Source organism: Mucilaginibacter hurinus (genome assembly GCF_003324525.1).
In the GTDB taxonomy this organism is placed as follows: Bacteria; Bacteroidota; Bacteroidia; order Sphingobacteriales; family Sphingobacteriaceae; genus Mucilaginibacter; species Mucilaginibacter hurinus.
Map to the genome: position 1 here is coordinate 105,345 of NZ_QGDC01000002.1, position 24,755 is coordinate 130,099.

At 41.9% G+C, this 24,755-nt stretch carries 18 protein-coding genes; 12 read left to right on the top strand and 6 right to left on the bottom strand.

The annotated features are described in order from the left end of the window. Nucleotides 1–354 precede the first annotated feature (354 nt). The gene (locus DJ568_RS03640) at nt 355–1,422 is read left to right on the top strand and encodes a glycosyl hydrolase family 17 protein (RefSeq protein ID WP_114003894.1); all 1,068 of its coding nucleotides are present in this window, start codon (nt 355–357) and stop codon (nt 1,420–1,422) included. A 171-nt stretch (nt 1,423–1,593) separates the two neighbouring features. Here the strand turns inward: DJ568_RS03640 and DJ568_RS03645 are convergent, their stop codons facing one another. Beyond that, a complete protein-coding gene (locus DJ568_RS03645; protein WP_114003895.1) occupies nt 1,594–2,385 on the bottom strand; it encodes a LytR/AlgR family response regulator transcription factor in 792 nt (263 codons plus the stop codon). A gap of 164 nt (nt 2,386–2,549) precedes the next feature. On the opposite strand from DJ568_RS03645, the gene DJ568_RS17345 reads away from it, so the two are divergent. The 7 genes from DJ568_RS17345 (at nt 2,550) to DJ568_RS03680 (ending at nt 15,334) form a co-directional block, all read left to right on the top strand. Beyond that, nucleotides 2,550–4,532: an alpha/beta hydrolase-fold protein gene (locus DJ568_RS17345; protein ID WP_199560848.1), complete on the top strand. Its 1,983-nt coding sequence runs from the start codon at nt 2,550–2,552 to the stop codon at nt 4,530–4,532. A 6-nt stretch (nt 4,533–4,538) separates the two neighbouring features. Next, nucleotides 4,539–6,389: a glycoside hydrolase family 13 protein gene (locus tag DJ568_RS03655; protein WP_114003896.1), complete on the top strand. Its 1,851-nt coding sequence runs from the start codon at nt 4,539–4,541 to the stop codon at nt 6,387–6,389. A gap of 314 nt (nt 6,390–6,703) precedes the next feature. Beyond that, nucleotides 6,704–8,980: a catalase/peroxidase HPI gene (katG, locus tag DJ568_RS03660; protein WP_114003897.1), complete on the top strand. Its 2,277-nt coding sequence runs from the start codon at nt 6,704–6,706 to the stop codon at nt 8,978–8,980. A gap of 165 nt (nt 8,981–9,145) precedes the next feature. After that, nucleotides 9,146–9,475, top strand: a complete 330-nt coding sequence (locus DJ568_RS03665) for an RNA-binding protein (RefSeq protein WP_114003898.1) — start codon at nt 9,146–9,148, stop codon at nt 9,473–9,475. A gap of 286 nt (nt 9,476–9,761) precedes the next feature. Next, complete coding sequence (locus DJ568_RS03670; RefSeq protein WP_114003899.1) at nt 9,762–12,767, top strand: SusC/RagA family TonB-linked outer membrane protein; 3,006 nt, start codon at nt 9,762–9,764, stop codon at nt 12,765–12,767. Nucleotides 12,768–12,784: 17 nt separating this feature from the next. Next, nucleotides 12,785–14,386, top strand: a complete 1,602-nt coding sequence (locus DJ568_RS03675; protein WP_114003900.1) for a RagB/SusD family nutrient uptake outer membrane protein — start codon at nt 12,785–12,787, stop codon at nt 14,384–14,386. A gap of 99 nt (nt 14,387–14,485) precedes the next feature. Then, entirely contained in the window at nt 14,486–15,334 is an 849-nt protein-coding gene (locus DJ568_RS03680; RefSeq protein WP_114004285.1) for a sugar phosphate isomerase/epimerase family protein, read from the top strand. Here DJ568_RS03680 and DJ568_RS03685 read toward each other — a convergent pair whose 3' ends face one another. The 3 genes from DJ568_RS03685 to DJ568_RS03695 form a co-directional block, all read right to left on the bottom strand. Then, the gene (locus tag DJ568_RS03685; protein ID WP_114003901.1) at nt 15,335–16,204 is read right to left on the bottom strand and encodes an AraC family transcriptional regulator; all 870 of its coding nucleotides are present in this window, start codon (nt 16,202–16,204) and stop codon (nt 15,335–15,337) included. It abuts the gene before it with no gap. A 121-nt stretch (nt 16,205–16,325) separates the two neighbouring features. Next, on the bottom strand, nt 16,326–17,390 hold the full coding sequence (locus DJ568_RS03690; protein WP_114003902.1) for a hypothetical protein: 1,065 nt from the start codon (nt 17,388–17,390) through the stop codon (nt 16,326–16,328). Beyond that, complete coding sequence (locus tag DJ568_RS03695; protein WP_114003903.1) at nt 17,360–17,707, bottom strand: PadR family transcriptional regulator; 348 nt, start codon at nt 17,705–17,707, stop codon at nt 17,360–17,362. The genes DJ568_RS03690 and DJ568_RS03695 overlap by 31 nt, the downstream gene beginning before the upstream one ends. 112 nt (nt 17,708–17,819) lie before the next feature. Between DJ568_RS03695 and eat the strand changes: the two genes are divergently transcribed. The 3 genes from eat to eutC are packed head-to-tail and all read left to right on the top strand — an operon-like array spanning nt 17,820 to nt 21,306. Further along, a complete protein-coding gene (gene eat / locus DJ568_RS03700; protein WP_114003904.1) occupies nt 17,820–19,163 on the top strand; it encodes an ethanolamine permease in 1,344 nt (447 codons plus the stop codon). An 11-nt stretch (nt 19,164–19,174) separates the two neighbouring features. Beyond that, on the top strand, nt 19,175–20,551 hold the full coding sequence (locus DJ568_RS03705) for an ethanolamine ammonia-lyase subunit EutB (RefSeq protein WP_114003905.1): 1,377 nt from the start codon (nt 19,175–19,177) through the stop codon (nt 20,549–20,551). Next, nucleotides 20,548–21,306 carry an ethanolamine ammonia-lyase subunit EutC gene (eutC, locus tag DJ568_RS03710; protein ID WP_114003906.1) on the top strand — a complete coding sequence of 253 codons (759 nt, stop codon included), beginning with the start codon at nt 20,548–20,550 and terminating at the stop codon, nt 21,304–21,306. Before DJ568_RS03705 ends, eutC begins: the two co-directional genes overlap by 4 nt. On the opposite strand, the gene DJ568_RS03715 is transcribed toward eutC, so the two are convergent. Then, entirely contained in the window at nt 21,294–21,818 is a 525-nt protein-coding gene (locus tag DJ568_RS03715) for a DUF4251 domain-containing protein (protein ID WP_114003907.1), read from the bottom strand. The genes eutC and DJ568_RS03715 overlap by 13 nt on opposite strands. A 168-nt stretch (nt 21,819–21,986) precedes the next feature. Beyond that, on the bottom strand, nt 21,987–23,870 hold the full coding sequence (gene htpG / locus DJ568_RS03720; RefSeq protein WP_114003908.1) for a molecular chaperone HtpG: 1,884 nt from the start codon (nt 23,868–23,870) through the stop codon (nt 21,987–21,989). A gap of 619 nt (nt 23,871–24,489) precedes the next feature. On the opposite strand from htpG, the gene DJ568_RS03730 reads away from it, so the two are divergent. Beyond that, complete coding sequence (locus DJ568_RS03730) at nt 24,490–24,672, top strand: hypothetical protein (protein ID WP_114003910.1); 183 nt, start codon at nt 24,490–24,492, stop codon at nt 24,670–24,672. Nucleotides 24,673–24,755: the final 83 nt, after the last annotated feature.

Consider the following 24,755-nt stretch of genomic DNA (forward strand, 5'->3'; position numbering starts at 1 on the left):
TATATACAAGGCTTGCACCGTCTTCAAGTGTTATATTGTTGCGTTACTGACTGACAGTTACTCGCAAATAATCTTTGTGATGTATAATAACGAATAATAGACCTAATGTTGACAAGCTAACACGCATATAAGTAACAGGTCATTCAATTTTTGCAAGAGCTTCTAAAAAACAGCGTTTGACCCAAGAAGTATGCTCCAACCTAACTTAATAAGCAAGGGCAATTAACTAATTGATACAATTTTTCTTGTTAAATAATAGCTTTTTTTGTATCCTCGCAATCAATTAATTGATAAGTTATTGATTGATAATGCAAAGCGCTTCTCAGGCGCGTTTGCATTAATAAAAACCCGACCATGCACATCACAACAAAACTAACTTTATTAACACTAGCTGTAAGCTTTTTGTGCTTCACAGGATGTAGTAAATCAAATCCTGAAAAAGAAAAAGACGAGGGAATGCCCCCACCAACCCTTCAGGCGCCAAAGAGTGACATTTTTTCGTCGCAGCGGTACATGGGTATAAATTACGGGCCTTACCATTATAATAATGAAGCGCCCGGAACCGCTATACCTCTGTCTCGAATTAAAGAGGACATGAAAATGATTGCAAAAAACTTTCACTTCATTCGTACCTACACCGTTGCAGACGGCATGGACAAGGTTGTAGCCGAAGCGGCAGCTAATGATATTGAAGTAGCGCTTGGTGTGCACTGTTATCCAAATAATGCCAACAAAACAAAAGCTGATATAGACCTTGCGGTGAAAGCTGCTAAAGCACACATAAAAACGGTACAGGCTATTGTTGTAGGAAATGAAACTAACCTTATTGTAGGCGAATACGTGCCTGACAATCAGGTAGCGCAGTACATGGACTATGCCCGTAAGCAGATGAACAGTGCCGGGTTGAAGAATACTACAGTAACTTCATGTATTACCGGCGTAGGTGGATTGGCGAACGGTATGGGCGACAGCCGGGGATGCCCGCAAATCATGAAAAAATGTAAAGATCTTAACGGCGACGGGCGCCGCACTATCTTTATGACGATTTATCCTTATTGGGGACAAAAAACGAATAATCAAAATAGCCCGGGCAATATTGCAGGTAACATGGAGTGGTCGTACAATAATGGAATGCAGCAAGCGGAAAACATGGGTCTTAGTGTGGTAATTGGCGAAATAGGCTGGCCCAGTGGCGGCGATAATGCTAATTTGGAAAATGTTGCCAACCAAGCAATAAACTTTAAAACTACGCTTGAATGGGTAAAAGGCAATAACATTTATCGCAAAGCATTTAATACGCTTTGGTTTTCAATGTTTGATGAACCATGGAAACATGCGGAACCCAATGGGGTAGGGCCACATTGGGGAATATACGGGCCCAACGGTGCTAAAACACCTAAGTTTCCCATCCCGGCTATGTAGCTTTCTGTTGCGTGCAATTAATGTTTTGCAAATGGTTTGAAAATTTATAAAACGTTTGTGACATGACCACCTCTGTGCCTATCATTGATTATGCAGAATAATCATTGATAGGCATAGTTGGTAAGCGGCGGGGACAAAATCAATTGGTATTTGCGTTGATTAGCCTTCACCTCAAGCACTATTCTTGAGCGCTTCTTTATATTTCCGTCCTATTGGCACTGTAACATCACCGCATAAAACTTTGCCAGATGATGTAGCATTTATTTTATTGATGTTTACCAAAAACGACCGGTGTACGCGCTTAAAGTTATCGGGGCTAAGTTTTCCTTCAACTGATGAGATCTTTTCGCGGGTGATGATCTCTTTGGTGGCGAGCTTTATCTTTATCATGTTTCGCTGGCTTTCAATAAAGATGATCTCGTCAATATTAATTTTATGCAGCGCTTTATCAGCCCTTACTTCTATAAATTGCAATGGTATTCCTGCATTATGCGGCCGTTTTTCAAGGCTGGGTTGCAATTGCACGGTCCGGTCTCTGTATGTAGTTGTCAATTTATAGCCTAGCGGAACAACGGCGGCGATATTAATATCCAGCGCGGTATTTATAATTTCAGATGTGCCCATAAAATGCCCGTCATTCCAAAATGGCAGGAAATGCGGCTGTATAAAGTACAGCATTAACGGACGCTGTATGCTAATAGTTATAACCAGCAGCAATATGCTGTAAAGACCAAAAAAAGTGAAATACTTTTCTGTTTTAAAATAATGTGGGAAAAGAAACCAGGTAGTGAAATAGACAAGCAGCATACGTGCGGGAAGAGAGCAAACCTGGATAAAGATATTCCTGACATATTCCTGGTCAGACAATCCCCAAAGGAATGCCCAGGTCAGGACAAAAAGAGTCCAATATAAAACGTCTTTAGCAATTGGATTGCGCTGTAAGGGAATAGCAACAATATTCATAGTCGGTTAGTAAAGCATTGCTCAAAAATAGCGATTTATTTTGTCCCTGCTTATTGGGTGTTTGTACAAAATAGTGTTGTTGGTGCCGCTTTGGCTGTTGTTTGTCCCCGGATGTTTTGAATATAAAACCGACCCGGTAAGTTTGCGATAAACATTCCCTTGCTATGAAGTACTATTATTTATTGCTTTCTTTTTTTGTGTTTTTGAGTTCGTTTGCGCAGGCGCAGATCAACCTTGACGAACAGACGGCGTATCTTAAAAACAATTTGCAGAAACCGGATGAGTACTTGATTTCAAAGTTCAGGCAATACCCATATGTGCTGCTTGGGGAAGATCATGCTATAAAACAGAACCTGGATTTTGTAATGGCACTGATCCCTAAACTTTACCGCGCCGGAGTATATAATTTGTGTATGGAATTTGGTGCCTTTGAAAAGCAAAAGCAACTGGACTCGTTGCTCACCGGCCCTTATTATAACGAAAGGCTGGCTAAGGATATGATGTTTTTTTATAATACGGGTTGGGCGTACCGTGAATATTATGACCTGTACAAAGCTGTTTGGACATTTAACCATACACTAAAAGCTAAAGAAAAAAAATTTCGTATCGTTAACCTGAGTTACAAGTATCAATGGCAGCACTTTAAAGGCGGAACACGGACGCCACAGAATATGCAGGCTGTATTTAACCTGGGCACGCCCGACAAGTTCCGCACGGATATCATCCAAAAGGAGATTATAGACAAACAGGAAAAGGCACTTATTTATATGGGGCATGTGCATGTTTTTACGCATTACCAGATGCCAATTTTGAAAATGAACAACGATGATTTTTGCGACTATGACGTAGGGATGGTAGGTAATCGTTTATATAAAAAACAACCGGATAAAGTGTTCTCAGTTATGTTTCATACCCCGATGTATTCAAAAACTCAATACAAGCCGCTATATGTTACTACAGCTAACGGCGAAATAGAAAATTTACTACACCGGTTTAATTATCCTCAAACGGGCTTCGACTTACGAAACTCTCCAATCGGTAAGCTAAAAGACGATAGCTTTTTTAGCTTATGTTATCCGGGCTTTAAAATGGAAGATTTTTTTGATGGTTATATATTTCTTAAACCGTTTAAATATCTTACCGGGTGTACCTACGACGATGACTTTTTTACAGGAAAACGCTGGGAAGATGTAAAGAATAATTTGCCCGATCCGGACTGGAGAACGGCCGCCGACTTAAGCGACTATAAAAGATTGATTAAGGATTACATAGATATACCGAAACGTTATAGCGAGGTTATCCAAACCTCAATACCAACGGTGCAATATGGACGCATTGAGCGTATAAACAACTTCCCGTCAAAATATGTGATATCACGCAATATAGATGTTTGGCTGCCGGAAGGTTATAATAAGAAAGACAAATATGCCGTGCTATATATGCACGATGGCCAATCGCTTTTTGATGCCGGTATTACATGGAACGGAACGGCATGGCGGGCAGATGCCGCATTATATGCCATAACTAAACAGCGTAGTTATCGTAATTGTATTATCATAGGTGTTTGGAATACCGGCGCAAATCGGCAATCTGAATATTTTCCGCAGAAACCATTTGCAAAGCTTGGCGACAGCATCAGGCAGCAAGTGCTCCAAACGTCGCCCGCTGGCATACAATCCGATGCATATCTGAAATTCATTACACAGGAACTGAAGCCTTATATTGACACGCGCTATGCTACAAACGCCGATAAGGCCAACACATTCATAGCAGGCTCCAGCATGGGCGGATTAATATCGATGTATGCACTCTGCGAATATCCGGCTGTCTTTGGTGGGGCGGCATGCCTGTCTACCCATTGGATAGGGGATAAATCTGTAAAGGGTAGTATCATCCCGGACGAATTTATAGCGTACCTTGACAAGTACTTGCCGGATCCGCTTACTCACAAAATATACTTTGATTACGGCACAGTTGGCCTGGACAGCTTGTATGAACAGCACCAGCTAAAAGCGGATAGGATGCTGCGGAGCAAAGGCTATAACGCCATCAACTTAATGAGCAGGAAGTTCGCCGGTGCCGACCATAGCGAAAACGCCTGGAGTAGGCGTTTTCAAATCCCTTTGCAATTTCTTTTAAAAAAATAATTTTATATGAAAACACTTCTAAGCCTCAGTTTCTTTTTTCTTGCGCTTTTATCAGCCTCCGCCCAAACTATAGAGCGAATGGAACCGGCTAACTGGTGGACAGGAATGAAATATGACACGGTTAACGTGTTGTTTTATGGCAAAGACATTTCACACCTGCGTGCAGATATATCATACCCCGGTGTAACACTGATTCGTACTGATACTGTAGCAAACAAGAATTATCTTTTCCTCACGCTGTATATTATGCCGGCGGCTAAACCTGGCATAGTCAACATCAGATTTAACCGGCTAGGCAAAACTGTTGTCACCAAAAAATTTCCGTTGCTTCAACGCGAACCTAACAGTGCACAAAGAGCGAGCTTTTCGCAAAAAGATGCTATTTATTTAGTATTTCCTGACAGATTTTCGAATGGCAATGTTAAAAATGATATCCAGCCTGCATTATTAGAAAAAACTATTAATCGCGGAAATGAAGATGCGCGGCATGGGGGAGACATACAAGGCATACTTAACCATTTAGATTACATCAGTGATTTAGGATTCACTTATATATGGAATACTCCCTTAGTAGAAAACGACGAACCCAGCTATTCCTACCACGGATATGCTGCTACTGATTTTTACAGGATTGATCCGCGTTTTGGTTCAAACGAGGACTTTAAGAAACTGGTAGTCGAAGCCCATAAACGTGGTATAGGTGTGATATGGGACGTTGTACTGAATCATTGCGGATCTGAGTATTATTTTATAAAAGATATGCCCGAGAAAAATTGGGTTAATTTTCCGGATACCCACATTCGCACCACCCATCTTAAGTCAACGGTGAACGATCGGTACGCCACTGCAATTGACAAAATGGAATATGTTGGCGGTTGGTTTGACGGGCACATGAGCGATCTGAACCAGGCAAACCCGCGTGTAGCGGCGTTTTTGATACAAAATACCATTTGGTGGATAGAGTATGCAGGCATTTCGGGCTTACGGGTTGATACGTTTTCATATTCAGACAAGGATTTCCTGACCGAGTGGACAAAAACTATTTTGCTTGAGTATCCTAATATGAATATAGTTGGCGAAGAAATGACCCGCATAGTGGCAGAAACAGCGTATTGGCAAAAAGACAAAGTGAACCCTGACCAGTATAAATGTTATTTGCCCACGCTCATGGACTTCTCGCTAAATGACAATATCGTATCGGCACTTAACCGTAGCGGCAGCTGGTTCTCCTCATGGCGCGATGTATACTTTGGCATAGCGCAGGATTATCATTTTCCATATCCCGGAAATCAGTTGATATTTCCGGACAACCACGATTTAGATCGCTTTTATTCCAGGGTAGGCAAAAACTTTCAGCATTGGAAACTCGGCATTGCTATGTACGCCACCATGCGTGGCATACCACAGTTTTTTTACGGGACAGAGGTGCTCATGACCAATGAAAAAGCAGGCAGCGACGGACAGCGAAGAAGCGACCTTTACGGCGGGTGGCTGGGTGATAGTAAAAATGTACTAACCGGCAAGGGTTTAACCGACCAAGAGAAGGAAGCTCAGCAGTATCTAAAAAAACTCCTTCACTGGCGAAAGGCTAATCCGGACCTAATGAACGGCAAGTATATTCACTATGGCCCAGGTAATAACGATGTGTTTGTATACAGCCGGTTTAACGCAAAGCAAAAGGTTGTTGTATTCCTTAATAAGAATAGCGATGATGTTACACTTGACCTGGAAAGGTACCGGGAAGTGATCCCATTAAACAGCAGTGCAAAGGACATTATTAATGGTAGGTTGTATCTATTGAACGATAAACTTACCCTGCCGGCTAAAACTGCTATTATTCTGGAATTGATTAAATAAGGTGGCATATCCAATTTATTTTCGTATTGATATCTTATGTTTTAAAGTGGCAGGTAAATCTTTAATGGTTTACATCTCGCGGGCTTATCGATAACGTCCAGGTGAAAAGGTAGTTTAAGCATAAAATGCGCTTGTTGCGTATTAGGGGCTAATAAAGCGCGCGAATGCGATTCTTTATTCAAATTAATGGCGGGCCTTACAGCTATAGATTCTGCCTATTCAACATAGATATTAATGATTGTGATTGTATTATTCAATACTTTACCTTTACTAAATAAGCCGGTAAAAAGCATTCATTTAAACAACCTATTATTATGGACAGAGACCCGAATGATATCAGCAAGTGCCCGTTTCATAACGGCAGCATGAAACACAATGTTGGCGGTGGTGGTACACGTAACCACAATTGGTGGCCCAATCAATTAAAATTGAGCTTGCTCCGCCAAAATTCGCCTGCGTCAAATCCGATGGATGAAGATTTTAACTATGCAAGGGAATTTAACAGTCTTGATTTGCAAGCGGTAAAAAAAGACCTTCATGCCCTCATGACAGACTCGCAGGACTGGTGGCCTGCAGATTTTGGGCACTACGGAGGTTTATTTATACGCATGGCCTGGCATAGCGCCGGTACGTATCGCGTGGGCGACGGCAGGGGTGGGGCCGGGGCTGGTATGCAGCGTTTTGCGCCGCTCAACAGCTGGCCCGATAACGTTAGTTTAGATAAGGCACGCAGGTTACTGTGGCCGATAAAGCAAAAATACGGGCGGAAAATTTCCTGGGCCGACCTGATGATACTAACCGGCAACGTAGCGCTGGAATCAATGGGCTTTAAAACATTTGGTTTTGCCGGGGGGCGCGAAGATGTTTGGGAGCCGGACGAATCTGTTTACTGGGGCGCCGAAACCACCTGGCTTGGCGGCGATCTGCGTTATGCACATGGTTCTGAAGGTGTAGATGGTGGAGGGGTGCTCGTATCAGACGATAACGCTGATGGTGATATACACTCGCGTAAACTTGAAAAACCGCTTGCAGCGGTACAAATGGGATTGATTTACGTGAACCCTGAAGGGCCTGACGGCAACCCTGATCCGGTTGCTGCCGCCAGGGACATCCGTGATACCTTTGGGCGAATGGCCATGAATGATGAAGAAACAGTGGCACTGATAGCGGGCGGGCATAGTTTTGGTAAAACACATGGCGCCGCACCATCTGAGCATGTAGGCAAAGAGCCTGAAGCCGCGGATGTGGAGCAGCAGGGTTTTGGATGGAATAATAGCTTTGGGAGTGGTAAAGGTGCAGATACTATTACGAGCGGGCTCGAGGTAATATGGACCAAAACGCCTACTAAATGGAGTAACAACTTTTTTGAGAACCTGTTGGGATTTGAATGGGAACTCACCAGGAGCCCGGGAGGCGCGCATCAGTGGGTAGCTAAAAATGCCGATGAATTTATACCGGATGCCTACGATAGCACGAAGAAACACAGGCCACGCATGCTTACTACCGATTTGGCTTTAAGGTTTGATCCGGCTTATGAAAAAATATCACGGCGCTTTTTAGAAAACCCTGACGCGTTTGCTGATGCATTTGCACGGGCATGGTTTAAATTAACTCACCGAGATATGGGGCCACGCTCGCGGTATTTGGGCGCCGAGGTGCCGGCAGAAGAATTGCTATGGCAGGATCCCATTCCTGAGGTTAACCACGAGTTAATTAATGACAGCGATATTACAGTATTAAAATCAAAAGTTTTAGATTCAGGACTTACTGTTTCCGAATTGGTCACTACCGCCTGGGCTTCGGCGTCTACTTTCCGTGGCTCAGATAAACGGGGTGGCGCTAACGGCGCCCGTATCCGCCTGGCCCCGCAACGTTACTGGCAGGTAAACAACCCCGCGCGACTACAAAAGGTGCTAAGTGTGCTTGAAGGCATACTAACTGAGTTTAACGTTGCACAAACCGGCAATAAGAGAATTTCACTGGCCGATCTCATTGTCCTTGCAGGTTGTGCCGGTATCGAAAAAGCGGCTAAAGATGCGGGGCACCCTGCCGTAGTTCCGTTTACACCCGGCCGTATGGATGCATCGCAGGAGCAAACAGATGTGGAATCTTTCGGATATTTAGAACCCATTGCCGACGGTTTTCGTAACTACCGTAAATCAAAAATTCCTGTCTCGACGGAAGAATTACTGATAGATAAGGCCCAGTTGCTTACACTAACTGCGCCCGAACTAACGGTATTGCTGGGTGGCATGCGTGTGCTTGATACCAATTTTGATGGTTCAAAACACGGTGTGTTCACCAATCGTCCGGGCCAGTTAACAAATGATTTTTTTGTTAACCTGCTGGATATGAATACAGCATGGAAAGCGACAACACCGGATAAAGAACTGTATGAGGGCACTTGCCGCACATATGGCCATACAAAATGGACCGCAACCCGTGCCGATTTGGTATTTGGATCAAATTCTGAATTAAGGGCTGTTGCCGAAGTGTATGCCAGTGCTGATGCGCAAATAAAATTTATAAATGATTTTGTCGCCGCATGGGATAAGGTAATGAACCTTGATCGTTTTGACATTGCTAACTAACTGAGATAAAGTTCATAATTTTAAAGCCCTTTACGCGAATAGCGTAAGGGGCTTTAAAATTGAGCATTCTTATATGTTTTAAGTTAGATAAATAGGTATTTTATGGCAGTATCTATTATTAATTGTTGTAAATTACCGGCCATTATACTACATCATACTACCATAATGACTAAGATTTTTTTCGGCGGATTCCCGTTGGATACAAACGAATTGGAAATTGTACAGCTCGTTAGCTTATACGGGCAGGTTGAAACGATTAAGATCGTTCGTGATAAACAAACCAGGAAGTGTAAAGGTTATGCTTTTCTTGAAATGAAAGACAGGGAAGCTGCGGATGCGGCCATAGACGCGCTTGACGGCGCAATGATGGGCGACCGGGTTTTAAAAGTAAGCATAGCGCCGGATAAGCCTGCAGCCAAACCGTTTCGGCCATCTTCATATGTTAAAATAAACCGCCCGTCAACAGATCAGCGCCCGCGCCGTCCCCGTAAGTAATAACCAGCTTAATATTGGTAGCATGTTTATTTATTGCGGGTGCCATCTATCTTATAAATTCGCGTATCCGGATAAATTTAACTCTTTTGGCTAGTTTCTAATCGAGATTAGGTTAATATATTCCATTTTTATTCCATTTTACTCATTTTTTGGTTTTGGATTGGCATATACATTTGGCAATACCCAATTGTAAATAGCTTACCAAATATTCGTGCTCTATTTTATACGAGGTGCCAATTGTAATTAATGTTTACCGCATTAAGTTTTATTAAACCAAAAACAAATTATGAAGAAAAATTACTACAGAAAGTATGGACTTATGTGCTTATTGCTGCTGTCTGCAATAGCAGGTTTCGCGCAAACGGGCAGTATAAGCGGCAGGGTAGTTGATGAGACGCAGCAACCCGTGCCCGGCGCATCAGTTAGTGTTGAAGGAACAACAAGAGGTGCAGCCACAGATAATGATGGTAACTATACGATTACAGGTCTGGCTGATGGTAGCTATACGGTAAGAGTGCAGTTTATAGGTTATGCCCCTGCTACAACGCAGGTTAAGGTGGCGGGAGACCAGGCAACGGTTAATATCAGCCTGACTCCGACATCACAGTCTCTGAATGAAGTAGTGGTAATTGGTTACGGCGCGGTAAGGAGAAAAGATTTAACAGGTTCTGTTGCTACAGTTAGTAGTAAGGACTTTCAAAAAGGGTCTATAACCTCGCCTGAGCAATTAATTAACGGTAAGGTGGCTGGTGTGCAAATTATAAACGACGGTGGAGCGCCCGGCGCGAACACCAAAATTCGTATTCGCGGCGGTGCTTCATTAAACTCTACCAACGAGCCTTTAGTAATCATTGACAATGTGCCTGTCGCTTTAACCGGCGTAGCAGGTATGGGTAATGCCCTAAGTTCAATTAATCCAAATGACATCGAAACCTTTACTGTTTTAAAAGATGCGTCGGCTACCGCCATATATGGCAGCAGGGCATCAAACGGTGTTATTTTGATCACTACTAAAAAGGGCGCCGTGACGGGTCCTGTTAAAGTGGACGTTAATGTTTTGGGTTCTAACGCTAATAAAACCGGGATAGTAAACGTATTAAATGCTCAAGAGTATAAGTATGCGTTGCAAACATTTCTTAAGCGGACCGAAGGCGACATGAGCAGGCTTAATTTATTGGGCAATGAAAGTACCAATTGGCAAGAGCAGATTTATCGTAAGGCTGAAAAGATTGATGCAAATCTAGCTATTACTGGCGGCGTAAAAGGTTTGCCTTACCGTTTATCAGGTGGTTATTTGAATGAGCAAGGTATATTGAAAACATCAAATTTGAGGAGGTTTACTAGCGCTCTAAATATATCCCCCAAATTTTTTGATAGGCATTTAAGTGTAGACCTTAATTTAAAGGGTACGCTAGCACGTACTCGTTTTGCTAATAATGGGGCTATCGGCTCGGCGGTGGCATTTAACCCTACCAAATCCCCTTTTGTCGCACCTTACGATGCTGACAAACCGTTATCAGCAACCAATACCAATTTGGGTGGATATTATGAGTGGGTTAATAATAGCGGTGTACCTATACTGCTTGCTGGCAAAAACCCCTTGAGTATGTTAAATCAAGAAACGAACAAGGGCGAAGCATACCGAAGCATCGGTAACCTTCAATTAGATTATAAATTTCATTTTTTGCCCGAATTAAGGGCAAATCTAAACGTTGGCTACGATGTTTCGAAGAGCAATGGAAGTGTGATATTACAGCCTACATTGGCAAGCGCTTACGCGGTGAAAGGAAGCCGGACAATATACTCGCAAAAAAAGCAAAATAAACTTTTAGATTTTTATTTGAACTACAACAATGAATTTAAGGATATAAACAGTCGTGTAGATGTGCTAGCTGGCTATTCATACCAGGATATGCTAAGAAGCGCGCCGTCTTCTTTTATTCCTGGAGTAGGTGTTACGAATGTCAATCCTGACGGGAAAACACAAAATACTTTAATATCATACTTCAGCAGGTTGAATTATACTTTCATGGACAAGTATATATTAACTGGTACCGTCCGTACAGATGGCTCGTCGAGATTCTCGCCCGGAAATAAATGGGCATTTTTCCCGTCGGCTGCTGCTGCCTGGGATATCAAACAGGAGAATATTTTCAAAGACTCGAAAACCGTATCGCAATTTAAAATCCGTTTAGGATATGGTAAAACTGGTCAGCAGGAATTGAGCGAATCAGGAGATTATCCATACCTGGCTAAATACAACTTGAGCGATGCTGCCTCGCAGTATCCATTTGGCGACACATTTTATTCAACGCTTCGTCCTGATGCGTATGATGAAAACATTAAATGGGAATCAACTGCAACTTACAACGCCGCTATTGATTTTGGTTTTTTTGATGGTAGGATAGGTGGTACAATTGAATATTTTGTAAAGAAAACCAATGATCTTCTGGCCCGTGCAAATCCCCCTATCTTTTCCAACTTTAAAAATCTGCTGATTACCAACATTGGCAATATGGAAAGTAAAGGTTTTGAGTTAACGCTGAATTTAGTGCCGGTAAGGTCGAAGGATTTTAATTGGGATGTTAATTTTAATCTTACCCATTATAATAATAAAATCACAAACCTTACCTTATCTGGCATAAATTTGCCGGAAGATCGCGGTCAAGCGGTAGTAAGCAGTTTCAACGGGGAAGCCTTGCAATATCATAAACCCGGTTACGCTCCCTTCACTTACCTTGTATATAAACAATTATATGACGCCGCAGGCAAGCCGCTGGAGGGTAAGTATGCTGACATTGACGGAGACGGTACATTTGACGACGAGAAAGATTTTTATTACTATAAATCTCCTAATCCTACGATGTTAATGGGATTAACTTCTAATCTAAATTATAAAAACTGGACATTTTCGTTTACGGCACGTGCTAACTTAGGCGCTTATAATTATAACGCGTACGCTGCAAATACTGGATACGGAGCAGCTTTATCCTTCACAAACTTCTTAAATAACGTTTCATCTAGCATAAAGGATACAAGGTTCCTTAACATCCAGAAATATTCTGATTATTATGTTCAAAAAGCGTCATTCTTACGCATGGATAACATTAATTTGGGTTACAATTTTGGCCGGATAGCTGACGCATTTACGTTAGGAGCTAATTTTAATATTCAAAATGCTTTTGTAATTACTGGATATAAAGGACTTGATCCTGAGGTATTTAATGGTATAGATGGTAATTTCTACCCGCGGCCGAGGATTATTACGTTAGGCGTTAATCTTGGATTTTAGTAATCAATTTAACAGACATGAAAATTAAATATATAAAAAGCATTACTTTATTAGGGGTACTGGCGGTGGTAATGTCTTCGTGCCACAAAGACCTTAATAGAAAACCATTTGTTGATGTGACATCCGCAAGTGTTTACGAAGATTTTAAAAATTATAAAGGCGTGCTCGCCAAATGTTATGGCGCCTTGGCCCTTACCGGACAAGGAATTGGGGATGCTAATCCAGACATTGGCGGGGTAGACGTAGGTTACGTTAGAGGTTACTGGCAATTGCAGGAATTGACTACTGATGAGGCTGTTATAGCCTGGAATGATCAGTACCTACTACCCTTGCACTCAATGGACTGGACCTCATTAAATGGATTAGTGGGGGCTATGTACAACCGTATATCGCTACAGGTGATGTATGCTAATGAATACCTACGCAGAACTACTGATGCTGAGTTAAGTAGAAATGGCATTACAAACACTGCTGATCTGGCAGAAAACAAGTTATACCGTGCCGAATGCAGGTTTTTGCGTGCTTATAGTTATTGGCACGCCATAGACATGTACGGCAGTGTACCGCTTGTCACAGAAAATGATCCCGTCGGCGCTTTCTTTCCAAAACAAGCAAGCAGGGCGGAATTATTTAATTTTGTAGAGAGCGAACTCAAAGCGATAGAGAATGAGTTAGCTGAGCCGCATGCTAACGAATACGGCCGTGTTGACCGTGTTTCAGCGTGGATGTTATTAGCGAAATTGTATCTTAATGCGGAGGTTTATACAGGATCGCAACGTAATGCAGATGTAATTACGTATTGTAATAAAGTAATCAACTCAGGTTATTCCCTTGAACCTAATTTTGCTAAAATATTTCTCGCCGATAATCATTTAGTTAAGAATGAAATAATATTCACTATCCCGTATGACGGGGTTAAAATGAAAACTTTTAACGGTACAACGTTTTTGGTACACGCACCTGTAGGAGGCAACATGAACGCTCCGAGGGACTTTGGGATTGATGGCGGCTGGTTTGGTTTGCGTACCACGAGCGCTATTGTAAAACTGTTCCCCGATATAACCGGCAAAACCGATTCTCGTGCCATGTTTCATTCAAGCGGGCAGAAATTAGAAATTAATAGCTTGGGCAGTTATGCCGACGGATACCCAATTACTAAATGGAAGAACCTTACATCATCAGGTGTGCCAGGGTCTGATCCGGGAAAAGTTCATGTGGATACTGACTTTCCTGTATTTCGCATATCAGACGCTTACTTGATGTATGCGGAAGCAGTATTGCGTGGCGGTGGCGGAGGTGACATTTCAACCGCTTTACAATACGTTAATTTGGTACGTACACGTGCTTATAAAGGCAGCAATGCGGGTAATATTAATGCAAACCAACTTACGCTTAATTTTATTATTGACGAAAGAGGTCGTGAATTTATGTGGGAAGGTCAGCGCCGCACGGATCTGGTTAGGTTTAAAAGATTTACCGGAGGAGATTATATATGGCCCTGGAAAGGTGGTGTTAAAGCAGGCAGCGCATCCGTGCCGGCCTATCGGGATATTTTCCCTTTACCTTATTCCGATTTAGTGGCAAATCCAAGTTTAAAGCAGAACCCAGGCTACAATTAATCGTTTAACTGTTTATATATAACGTTTTTAATGGCCCCTCTCAACATGGGGCCATTATATTATCAACTTAGCCTATCATTAAAAGGAAATATAGTTTCTATGAGCAATAGAAGAACATTTATAAAACAAGCCGGATTGTTAAGCGCCGCATTATATTTCACGCAGACCTCATGCTCGCCTAAGAAAGCCGCCGGTTTGCAACTCTATACCCTTGGCGACTTGAGTAAAGATGTCAACGGCACCATGCGTAAGGTGGCGGCAGCCGGTTATCATATTATTGAAACCTCTGGTTATACTGAAAGTAACAAGTTTTGGGGACTACCTGCAAAGGAGTTCGCGGGTGTGTTAAACGCTAATGGTCAGCATTCGCCGAGTGGGTTGTATTTTTTTGACTTGAACGGCAACCTGGATGATCTGAAGCATTTTATTGAGGCCGCTGCTACTGTGGGGCAGAAATACCTGGTGCAACCATGGTTGTTGGAGGAGTGGCGAAAAAGCGCCGATGATTATAAGCGTATTGCCCAAAAGTTGAATGAGGCGGGCGAGCTTACCCGAAAGTCTGGTATAAGTATGGGCTACCACAACCACGATTTTGAATTTAAAAATTATAGCGGCAAAACCGGCTTCGACATTTTGCTGGAAGAAACTGAACCCGGCTTAGTTAAAATTGAAATGGATATTTACTGGGTAGTACGGGGAGGTATTGATCCTGTTGAATTGTTTAAAAAATATCCCGGCCGGTTCCCCCTGTGGCATGTTAAGGATATGGACAAAGCAGATCCTAAACGTAATACTGAAGTAGGCAACGGAAAAATCGATTTCAAAGAAATATTTTCGAATGCGGCGCTGGCCGGGTTAGATCAGCCATTTGTTGAGCAGGAAAATTTTACCATTGATCCGTACGAGAGTATAGCCAGGAGCGCAGCGTATTTAAAAGGAATATATTGATCACGAATCAGCGTACTCTTTAAAATATTGCAGCGGCGTTTTATTTGTTATGGATTTAAAGCACCTATTGAAATTAGATAGGTTATAAAAACCGCATTCATAACAAACCTGGCTTATGCTTAATCTATTATCGATCAATAGTTTGCACGCGTAGCCAACACGCACCTCCGACAGGAATTGACCGTAAGTTTTTAATGTACGGGTTTTAAAGTAGCGACAAAAGGAGTGAGGGCTAAGATTCACTTTTGATGCTACCTCTTTTACTGTTATTTTAGTTTTGAAGTTGTTAAATGTATACACGTAAATATCATTGATTTTATCAGTGTTATTCATGTTGTAAGTTTTGGAAAAGCCGCTGCTTGATAGCGTGGAGCAACTCGTTGATGTGGCAATCAGTTCAAGCATAATCAATAGGTATTCAATTCGTTTTATACCGTTCACGTGCATTATGTCTTCCAGCTTTTTTTGAATTAATAAGCGGGTTTTACCTTTAATTTTTATACCCAGTTTTGCCCTTTCAAGTAACTCACGAATGTTTTTCATCTCGGGGAGCTCGCTAAATGCCGTGCCCCAAAAAAATTCGTTAAAGTGAACGGCTATTGATTCGGTGTGCAGGTTTGATCCTTTATCAAAATAAGCCGGTTCGCTACGCCACAAATGCGGGAGATTTGATCCGAGTAGAATAATGTCACCATCATCAAATTCTTCTATACTGTCACCTACAAGGCGCGTTCCCCTGCCTTTTCTTATCATTGTAAGTTCAAGTTCGGGATGATAATGCCAATGATTGTACAGGTAGGGCAAAATGTCTTCCCTAACGCTAAAGGAATTATCTCGCCCGGTATCTACCTTACACAGAATAGCTTTCATTGATCAATAATAAAAAAAAACCGATAAAAGCAAACACTGATATGGCAGGAATGTAACAATAAAATGCTCGATTACGGACAGCCCTTAGCGCTGTCCGTAAAGCGAGTTTTAAAAAATATGATCAGGTTGCTAGGTAGGTTTGTGTTTGTTGGCGTTTGCTCCAAAGGTACGTTGCAAATAGTGCGATGATCTTTACGATATAAAAAATAAAGAAAATTAACCTTGCTTCTTCGTTAACTATGGTACCCGTTATCCAAATACCCATGGATGGTAGTTGGGCGGTAAATAAATTAAGGACACCTTTTTTCGACTGGCCTACCATCCAGCCTATTACCATAAATAATATTACTGATAACAGGATGATTACAGATGCCCTTATACCATCGTTATAAGGCAACGCATGAGTAAATTGTACCGGGGTTTGTGCCAGTAAGCCTAATAGAAAAGCATGCTTCCAATTTATTTTTTTGCTAAAATTTTTAAGTGCTATCGTGTCGCTTGAGAAGTACCTTAAAGTTGAAAAGGCGGTAATTGCTATCAGGGGGAAATAAAAGCCAAACATCAGGAAACTGATGCCACCACTTACTCCACTATTATGATCAGCATATTTAAATCCCGAGTAGTTAGCGAATATTATATAGCTGAAAAAGGCGGACCACAAGCCAGCCACCACAGCTATTATTGCATATAGCGAAGCATACCTGGTTAACGAATTGGTAAAACCGTTAATAAATTTGCCGCTACGTATAATCAGTAAAAGAAATAGCAAAACCAATATAATGGCTATGGTATAATACTCTTTGGCCATAAACTCCGCGTTATTTGATGGCTTAAAGTAATCAAGCACACGATTTTGAAACATAATGGGCAGGATAATAAATATAGCCTGCAAAATAAGCAGGCTAACCGCACCCCATAACAGCAATAGCCAATTACGGTTAACGGGTACATGGTTATTCACTTTCTCAAACTCCTCCCTAATTACCCGTGGTTCGCCAATACGATGAGTTGCTATCAGCCATGCCTCACTTTCCGTTAAACCAAGCTCAAGCATATCGGTATAGCTATTTTCAAGATGCTCAGCCAGTTCCTCAATATCAGCAGGTGTGAGGGCTGTTTGAGAAAAAGACTCTTTCCAGCTTTTAAGCCGGAAGTTTAAGTCAGGCTGGTTTTTTTCGGTGTCCATAAAGTACCCAATAGGTTATTTAAAAATTCCCAATTCTTTTTCTCTTGTTTTAGCTGAGCTTTGCCCTTGTTGGTAATATTGTAATATCGCCGTCGTTTTTCATTGTCAGCTATCCGCCATTCTGATGTAATGAGTTCCCTTTCTTCCAGCTTCCTTAAAATAGGGTATAGGGTGCCGTCAGAAAACTGCAAGGTTCCACCAGAGGCTTCTTTTACTTCTTTAATTAATTCATATCCGTAGCTTTCGCCCCGTTTTAATACCGATAGTATTAACGGGACCGAAGTTGCCGCCAATAATTCTTTTGATACGTTTGTCATAACCTTAATCAAATATACATAGAAATTCTATGTATAAAGCTTTTTTTAAATTTTTTTAAGAGAAATATTTAGTAATTTAAAACCGCATTACAACCGGCTCGCATTTTACCTTATGGAAAACCCTAAAACTGAACAGTTAAAGCGTGTTTTAAAACCTATCCATTTATGGGCAATTGCTGTCGGCCTGGTTATATCCGGTGAATATTTTGGCTGGAACTATGGCTGGAAAGAGGCCGGCACCATAGGTTTCTTAGTGACAACCCTCGTTGTTACAGTAATGTATGTTACATTTATTTTCAGTTACACAGAACTAACTGCCGCTATCCCCCATGCTGGCGGCGCCTTTGCTTACGCTTACCGCGCCTTAGGTCCGTTAGGTGGATTGATAGCCGGTTATGCTACTTTAGTGGAGTTCCTGATAGCTACGCCCGCTATAGCCCTTGCACTGGGTAGCTACCTTCATTTTTTGCACCCGGCATTGCCTGTCATCGAATCGGCAGTGTTTTTTAACGTTGTGTTTGTTTTGCTTAATATGTCGGGTGTAAAAGAGTCTGCATTGTTTTCATTGTTTATAACCCTGCTGGCTGTGGCTGAGCTATTGCTGTTTATGGGCATTATAGCGCCCTCCTTCACTTATAATAATTTTATCGCCAATGCCATTCCCTTTAAGTGGGACGGAATAGTAGCAGCGCTGCCTTTTGCTGTATGGCTCTACCTGGCAATAGAAGGGGTGGCCATGGTTGCCGAGGAAGTAAAGGAGCCTAATAAAAATATTCCGCGCGGTTATATTTCGGCATTGGTTACACTTGTTTTATTGGCATTGGGAGTTATGATATTAACGGGCGGAATTACTGATTGGCGCAAGTTGAGCAATTTGGATTACCCTTTACCTGAAGCTATTGCCATCGTACTTGGCCGATCAAGCGGGTGGACGCAATTATTTGCCAGTATCGGTTTGTTTGGGTTAATCGCGTCTTTTCATGGTACATTGCTGGCGTCATCCCGGCAGGTATTTGCAATGGCGCGTGGTGGTTACCTGCCCGCCGTATTATCAAAAGTGAACACCCGGTTTAAGACACCGCACTGGGCTATATTGACCGGAGGCGTTATCAGTACCGTTACCCTTTATACCGGCAAAACCAATGAGATAATAATCCTTTCGGTACTGGGAGCGGTGGTGATGTACATAATTAGTATGATAAGCCTCTTTATACTAAGGATAAAGGAACCTGCACTTGAACGGCCATTTACGGCTCCCTTTTACCCTGTTTTCCCGGCTGTGGCACTATTTATCTCAGCAATTTGTTTGGTCGGTATTATTTTTCATAACCGGGTAATAAGCCTGGTTTTTTTTGTAATACTGGCTGCGTTTGTATTGTTGTTTGTACTGATGGGCAAACATAAAACAAAGATATTGGATGATGTGATGCTGGTGAAACCAAATACGTTGAAGTAATCTGAGTAAAGATGAGTTACCGGTGTACCATAAAAAACAGGCTTTACCGGTTTAACAGCCTTAAAGCCTTACTTGCCAAAGCTTCACCTTTACGTAGCGGTGATGTACTGGCCGGCATTTCTGCGGATATCTATGAAGAGCGTGTAGCCGCGCAAATAGCACTTGCCGATGTCCCGTTAAAAAAATTCCTTAACGAGGCCGTTATTCCATATGAGAGTGATGAAGTAACTAGACTGATAATAGACGGCCATGATTTAACGGCGTTTCAGACTGTAAGCCATTTAACGGTAGGTGGTTTGCGTGATTGGTTACTTGACGACGACACCACCATTGACGTTTTGCAAAGCATAAGCGCCGGTATTATACCTGAAATGGCTGCGGCAGTATCAAAGCTAATGCGTAACCAAGACCTGATAGAAGTGGCAAAGAAATGCAATGTTGTTACCCGGTTCCGTAACACCATAGGTTTACCTGGCCGGTTCTCTACCAGGCTTCAGCCGAATCATCCTACTGATGATCCGAAAGGTATAGCTGCAAGTATAATTGATGGTTTACTATACGGAAGTGGCGACGCATGCATCGGCATCAATCCGGCTTCTGATAGTCCCACCACTTGCTTCAAGCTATTATCTCTGATTAATACATTGCGGGAGCAGTTTGAGATACCTACGCAATCATGTGTATTAAACCACCTTACTACCACTATAAACCTCATCAATAGCGGAGCGCCGGTCGACCTTTGTTTTCAATCGATAGGCGGTACCGAGCTGGTTAATAAAAGTTTTGGCGTAAACCTTGCGTTGATAGAGGAAGGCTATCAGGCAGCTTTATCATTACAAAGGGGCACTATAGGTAACAACGTGATGTATTTTGAAACGGGGCAGGGTAGTGCCCTATCTGCAAACGCTCATCACAATGCCGATCAGCAAACCTGCGAAGCAAGGGCTTATGCCGTAGCGCGTAAATATAAGCCGCTGCTGGTAAATACCGTAGTTGGTTTTATAGGCCCCGAATATTTATATGACGGCAAACAGATTATACGCGCAGCGCTGGAAGACCATTTTTGCGGAAAGCTGCTTGGTTTGCCCATGGGTGTAGATGTGTGCTACACTAACCATGCCGAGGCCGACCAGGATGATATAGATAACTTGCTTACATTACTTGGAGTAGCAGGCTGCAATTTTATTATGGGCATACCCGGATCTGACGATATTATGTTGAATTACCAGTCTACCTCTTTTCACGATGCCTTATATGTCCGAAAAATGCTGGGCTTAAAACCTGCGCCTGAATTTGAGCAGTGGCTGATAAGACAGGAGATAATAAACGAAGATGGGAAATTGATAACCAATAGCTTTAACAGGTTGCTACAGTCAGTAAACTTATGAGCGAAAAAGGCGTACAACACGGTAATCCATGGCAGGCGTTGCAGCAATATACCAATGCGCGCATAGGCATCGGACGTACAGGTACAAGCATCACCATGCACCAACTCCTTCAATTCCGGCTGGCGCATGCCCATGCACGTGATGCCGTTTACTCCAAACTTGATGTGGACGGACTTTTAGCGGGCTTAAGTCAGTTTAATTTGCCTGTTATTGTTTTGCATAGCAAGGCAGAGTATCGCGAGCAGTACCTCAAAATGCCTGGCCTGGGCCGGGATTTGGATACGCCTTCGGCAGAGCTGTTAAGAGCATATGCACCAGGCGCAGATATAGTTATTATTATAGCTGATGGATTATCGGCCGCGGCTGTTAATGAAAATGCTGTAAATCTCCTGGAGCACCTTATGCCTATGCTGGTTAATGATGATTTTGTGCTGGCGCCTGTATGTGTAGTGCGGCAGGCAAGAGTTGCCATAAGCGATGACATAGGAGCGGCCCTGCGGGCAAAAATTTCGCTGATACTTATAGGAGAGCGCCCGGGCCTTAGCGCCGCCGATAGCATGGGCGCATATTTGACTTATGGCCCACGCGAAGGACTAACCGATGAAGCGCGTAACTGCGTATCAAATATCAGGCAACACGGACTTGCGCACAAGCAGGCGGCCGAGAAGCTGTTCTACCTTGTTAAGCAGGCGTTAAATAAAAAGCTTAGCGGAGTGCTGTTAAAAGACAATGATGAGCACGGTTATGTGCCTTGATCAGTTTTTTTATTGCTGGTAGTAGTTATATCGCCATAGTAAGTGATCGCATCGCGATAGTTGCTAGTGGATATTAACGTTGCAGATCCATTTTCAGACACATACAGCGTCATCCTGCTTGACTTTTGAGTATCATTAAATTGAATAGTTATAAGCCAGCCGCCATTTTTTCGTTTGGTTGTTTTATAGTCAAAATTTGTAGAAGTGAATTTAACGCCGGCGTCGTCCGGGTTTAAGGGTGGGTTCATGTATACACGGCCAAAATAAGGCAAAAAAGCTTTTATGGTATCGCGGGTAACCTTTAAGTCATAATAAACCCCTTGCAATATTCTCTGGCTTCCACCCAGCGGCGTAACAAAATTAGCTGTGAACGTATAATTTACTGAATCTATTTTATTTTTTACGGCAAGCTCTTTAGCCTTCTTTTTATCCGCCTTCGGGTTTTGCGCGTTCGATTCCTTTACCACAAATAACAAGGTGGCAACAATTACTATGGCAAACAACTTTTTCATAATTAAATATTTAACGGTTTACATTTATTAATATGATGCAGCAGGAATTGTTTTTCCATAAAACAATACAGTGTAGTATAATGAAAAAAGCCGCCCAAAGGGCAGCTTTTTGTTGCGGCTGTAATAAATTACTTATCTACAACCGCATATTATATCATGTGGTTAAACCTATATCAAATTAACGCTACGGTTTACAAAATCAGTTAATTCGGCGCCCGTTAACAGGCCTTGCGAAAGCAACGCCAGGTCAAAGGCTTGTTTAGCTAACTGTGCCTGTGCAGCTTCATCTTCGGTTTCAAGTATACGGCTTACCAGTTTGTGATTTCCATTTACAATTACCTTATAATTATCGGGCATGTTGCCGTAAAAACCCATACCGCCCCCCATAGCCGCCATATCTTTCATGCGTCGCATAAACTCGTCCATGGTTACGGTAACCGGCAATTCTTCAGGGTTAAGGCTTTCCAGTTCAACTTTATAAGCCGGCTGGTTTATAGCCTTGTTAAATATTTCTTTAACCCTGGTTGATTGTTCTTCCGTAAGCACATGTTCAGGAGCTTCGTCCTTTTGTATCAGTTTATCGGCTACATCGGCATCAACGCGTTTAAGGGATGTTTTCTCCAGCTTCTGCTCCAAATGACTGATAAAGTGGTTATCAATAGGCGAATTCATCAGCAATATATCGTAACCTTTTTTATTAGCTGACTGAATAAAAGCATCCTGCTTGGAGGCATCATTGGTGTACAGATAAATCAGTTGACCGTTTTTATCGGTTTGTACCGATTCAACTTTTTCTTTGTACTCGTTTAGGGTAAAATTCTGTTTCCCGGTGTTGGTCAGTAAAACAAAATCTTTGGCTTTATCATAAAACTTGTCCTCGCTTACAAAGCCGTATTTAACAAACAGGCCTATATCATTCCATTTTTCTTCATATGCTTTACGATCGTTTTTAAACAGTTCGGCCAGCTTATCAGCTACTTTTTTGGTGATATAATTGTTTATCTTTTTAACGTTACTATCAGCTTGTAAAAAGCTTCGTGATACATTGAGAGGAATATCCGGCGAATCAATAACACCATGTAGCAGCATTAAAAACTCAGGCACGATATCTTTTACCTCATCGGTAATAAATACCTGGCGCGAGAACAGCTTAATTTTATTTTTCTGTATCTCAAAGTCATTTTTAAGTTTAGGGAAGTACAATACACCGGTAAGATTAAATGGATAATCTACATTAAGATGTATCCAAAATAGCGGATCTTCACTAAAAGGGTATAGCTCTTTGTAAAACTTCAGGTAGTCCTCATCTTTTAAGTCGTTAGGAGACTTCGTCCAGATAGGATGTGTTTCGTTGATGATATTATCGACCTCAATAGTTTTATATTTTGTCTTACCTTCTTCGTCAACGCCGTCCTCTTCCTCCTGTTCATTGGTGCCAAATTTGATAGGGACAGGTAAAAATTTGCAATATTTGTCAAGTATACCCTGTAACTTATATTTATCCAGGAACTCTTCCGACTCGCTATTGATATGCAAAGTTATTTCTGTACCACGTTCTTCCATGGTACCTTCACCAATTTCAAACTCGGTGCTGCCGTCGCACACCCAGTAAGCAGGCTCAGCGCCTTCCTGGTACGATAAGGTTTGTATCTCAACCCTGTCGGCAACCATAAACGCCGAATAGAAACCAAGTCCGAAACGCCCGATAATCTCGTTAGCATCCTTGGCTTCCTTAAATTTTTCCATAAACTCAGTAGCACCTGAAAATGCTATCTGGTTTATGTATTTTTTTATCTCTTCGGCAGTCATGCCGATACCATTATCAGATATGGTTATGGTTTTTGCGTCCTTGTCAAAAGCTACTTCAACGCGTAAATCGCCCAATTCGCCATTGTATTGCCCCAGCGATGAAAGACGCTTTAATTTCTGTGTGGCGTCTACGGCGTTAGATACCAACTCGCGCAAAAATATCTCGTTATCAGAGTAAAGGAACTTCTTGATTATCGGAAAAATGTTTTCGGTATGTATCGAAATCGTGCCTTTTTCTTGCATATTCTTTAGTAATTATTTAAAATTAATGATACACCAATTAATCAAGGTACGTTCCAATTCAATGCGAATTGTCAAATTGTCAGATTTTAGCAATTCCGTTATGCAGATGAACCTCAGCCCAACACATAATAAATTTTGTAATAAGATTCCCGTGCTAACACGAACACTATGATAATACATAGAAAGTAACCGCCCAGATATAAAAGCCGGTGCGGGTGAAATGGTTCTTTAACCATATAACTTTTTACTATGTGATAAGTGCCAAGTATTGTAAATAACACCGAGACAAAGATGTTGAATACAATTAACGCGGTTTGCAATTGCGGATTATCGGCAACATTTTCGGATAAATGGTTTAAAAAATACAGTAGAACAAATAAGCCAATGGTGTATGCGAAATAGGTTTTTGCCCTCTGTAAATTAGCGAGGCCGCCGGTTCTTAAGTTCATGAGATAATTGTGTTTCAGGTTAATTAATACTCAAATTTTAACAATAATTTTTGAATAATCAACTTGCCTTAAAGATCGTTATAGATCTGCTACTAATTTTAAACACGCGATTATCAACTCTTCTGAAAACTATATGACCCGGTAGGTGTTGTTGATAAAACACTTTAACCATGAATAATTTTTTTAGAGGTATTATAGCGGCCTACGGCGCTAAAAAACTTGGCGGCGGCTGCTTTTCAACCATCGTGATATTTATTCTGATATATGTAGCATTAGGTACTTGTAATAAAGAATCGCGTGCGGCAGTTATTAAACCATCGCATGTAAAGGCACGGATGATTTGCAGGGACTGAAGTGGAACTTTTTCCGGCCAGAGTAGCATCGATTTGGTTGGCCTTGTTTCGATAGCTAATGACAAGCGGAAGAGGAGATATAT

Excerpts from the sequence above, each read along its gene's own strand:
- DJ568_RS03640 (WP_114003894.1), top strand. The coding sequence starts at position 355 with ATGCACATCACAACAAAACTAACTTTATTAACACTAGCTGTAAGCTTT.
- DJ568_RS03645 (WP_114003895.1), bottom strand. The coding sequence starts at position 2,385 with ATGAATATTGTTGCTATTCCCTTACAGCGCAATCCAATTGCTAAAGAC.
- DJ568_RS17345 (WP_199560848.1), top strand. The coding sequence starts at position 2,550 with ATGAAGTACTATTATTTATTGCTTTCTTTTTTTGTGTTTTTGAGTTCG.
- DJ568_RS03655 (WP_114003896.1), top strand. The coding sequence starts at position 4,539 with ATGAAAACACTTCTAAGCCTCAGTTTCTTTTTTCTTGCGCTTTTATCA.
- katG (WP_114003897.1), top strand. The coding sequence starts at position 6,704 with ATGGACAGAGACCCGAATGATATCAGCAAGTGCCCGTTTCATAACGGC.
- DJ568_RS03665 (WP_114003898.1), top strand. The coding sequence starts at position 9,146 with ATGACTAAGATTTTTTTCGGCGGATTCCCGTTGGATACAAACGAATTG.
- DJ568_RS03670 (WP_114003899.1), top strand. The coding sequence starts at position 9,762 with ATGAAGAAAAATTACTACAGAAAGTATGGACTTATGTGCTTATTGCTG.
- DJ568_RS03675 (WP_114003900.1), top strand. The coding sequence starts at position 12,785 with ATGAAAATTAAATATATAAAAAGCATTACTTTATTAGGGGTACTGGCG.
- DJ568_RS03680 (WP_114004285.1), top strand. The coding sequence starts at position 14,486 with ATGAGCAATAGAAGAACATTTATAAAACAAGCCGGATTGTTAAGCGCC.
- DJ568_RS03685 (WP_114003901.1), bottom strand. The coding sequence starts at position 16,204 with ATGAAAGCTATTCTGTGTAAGGTAGATACCGGGCGAGATAATTCCTTT.
- DJ568_RS03690 (WP_114003902.1), bottom strand. The coding sequence starts at position 17,390 with ATGGACACCGAAAAAAACCAGCCTGACTTAAACTTCCGGCTTAAAAGC.
- DJ568_RS03695 (WP_114003903.1), bottom strand. The coding sequence starts at position 17,707 with ATGACAAACGTATCAAAAGAATTATTGGCGGCAACTTCGGTCCCGTTA.
- eat (WP_114003904.1), top strand. The coding sequence starts at position 17,820 with ATGGAAAACCCTAAAACTGAACAGTTAAAGCGTGTTTTAAAACCTATC.
- DJ568_RS03705 (WP_114003905.1), top strand. The coding sequence starts at position 19,175 with ATGAGTTACCGGTGTACCATAAAAAACAGGCTTTACCGGTTTAACAGC.
- eutC (WP_114003906.1), top strand. The coding sequence starts at position 20,548 with ATGAGCGAAAAAGGCGTACAACACGGTAATCCATGGCAGGCGTTGCAG.
- DJ568_RS03715 (WP_114003907.1), bottom strand. The coding sequence starts at position 21,818 with ATGAAAAAGTTGTTTGCCATAGTAATTGTTGCCACCTTGTTATTTGTG.
- htpG (WP_114003908.1), bottom strand. The coding sequence starts at position 23,870 with ATGCAAGAAAAAGGCACGATTTCGATACATACCGAAAACATTTTTCCG.
- DJ568_RS03730 (WP_114003910.1), top strand. The coding sequence starts at position 24,490 with ATGAATAATTTTTTTAGAGGTATTATAGCGGCCTACGGCGCTAAAAAA.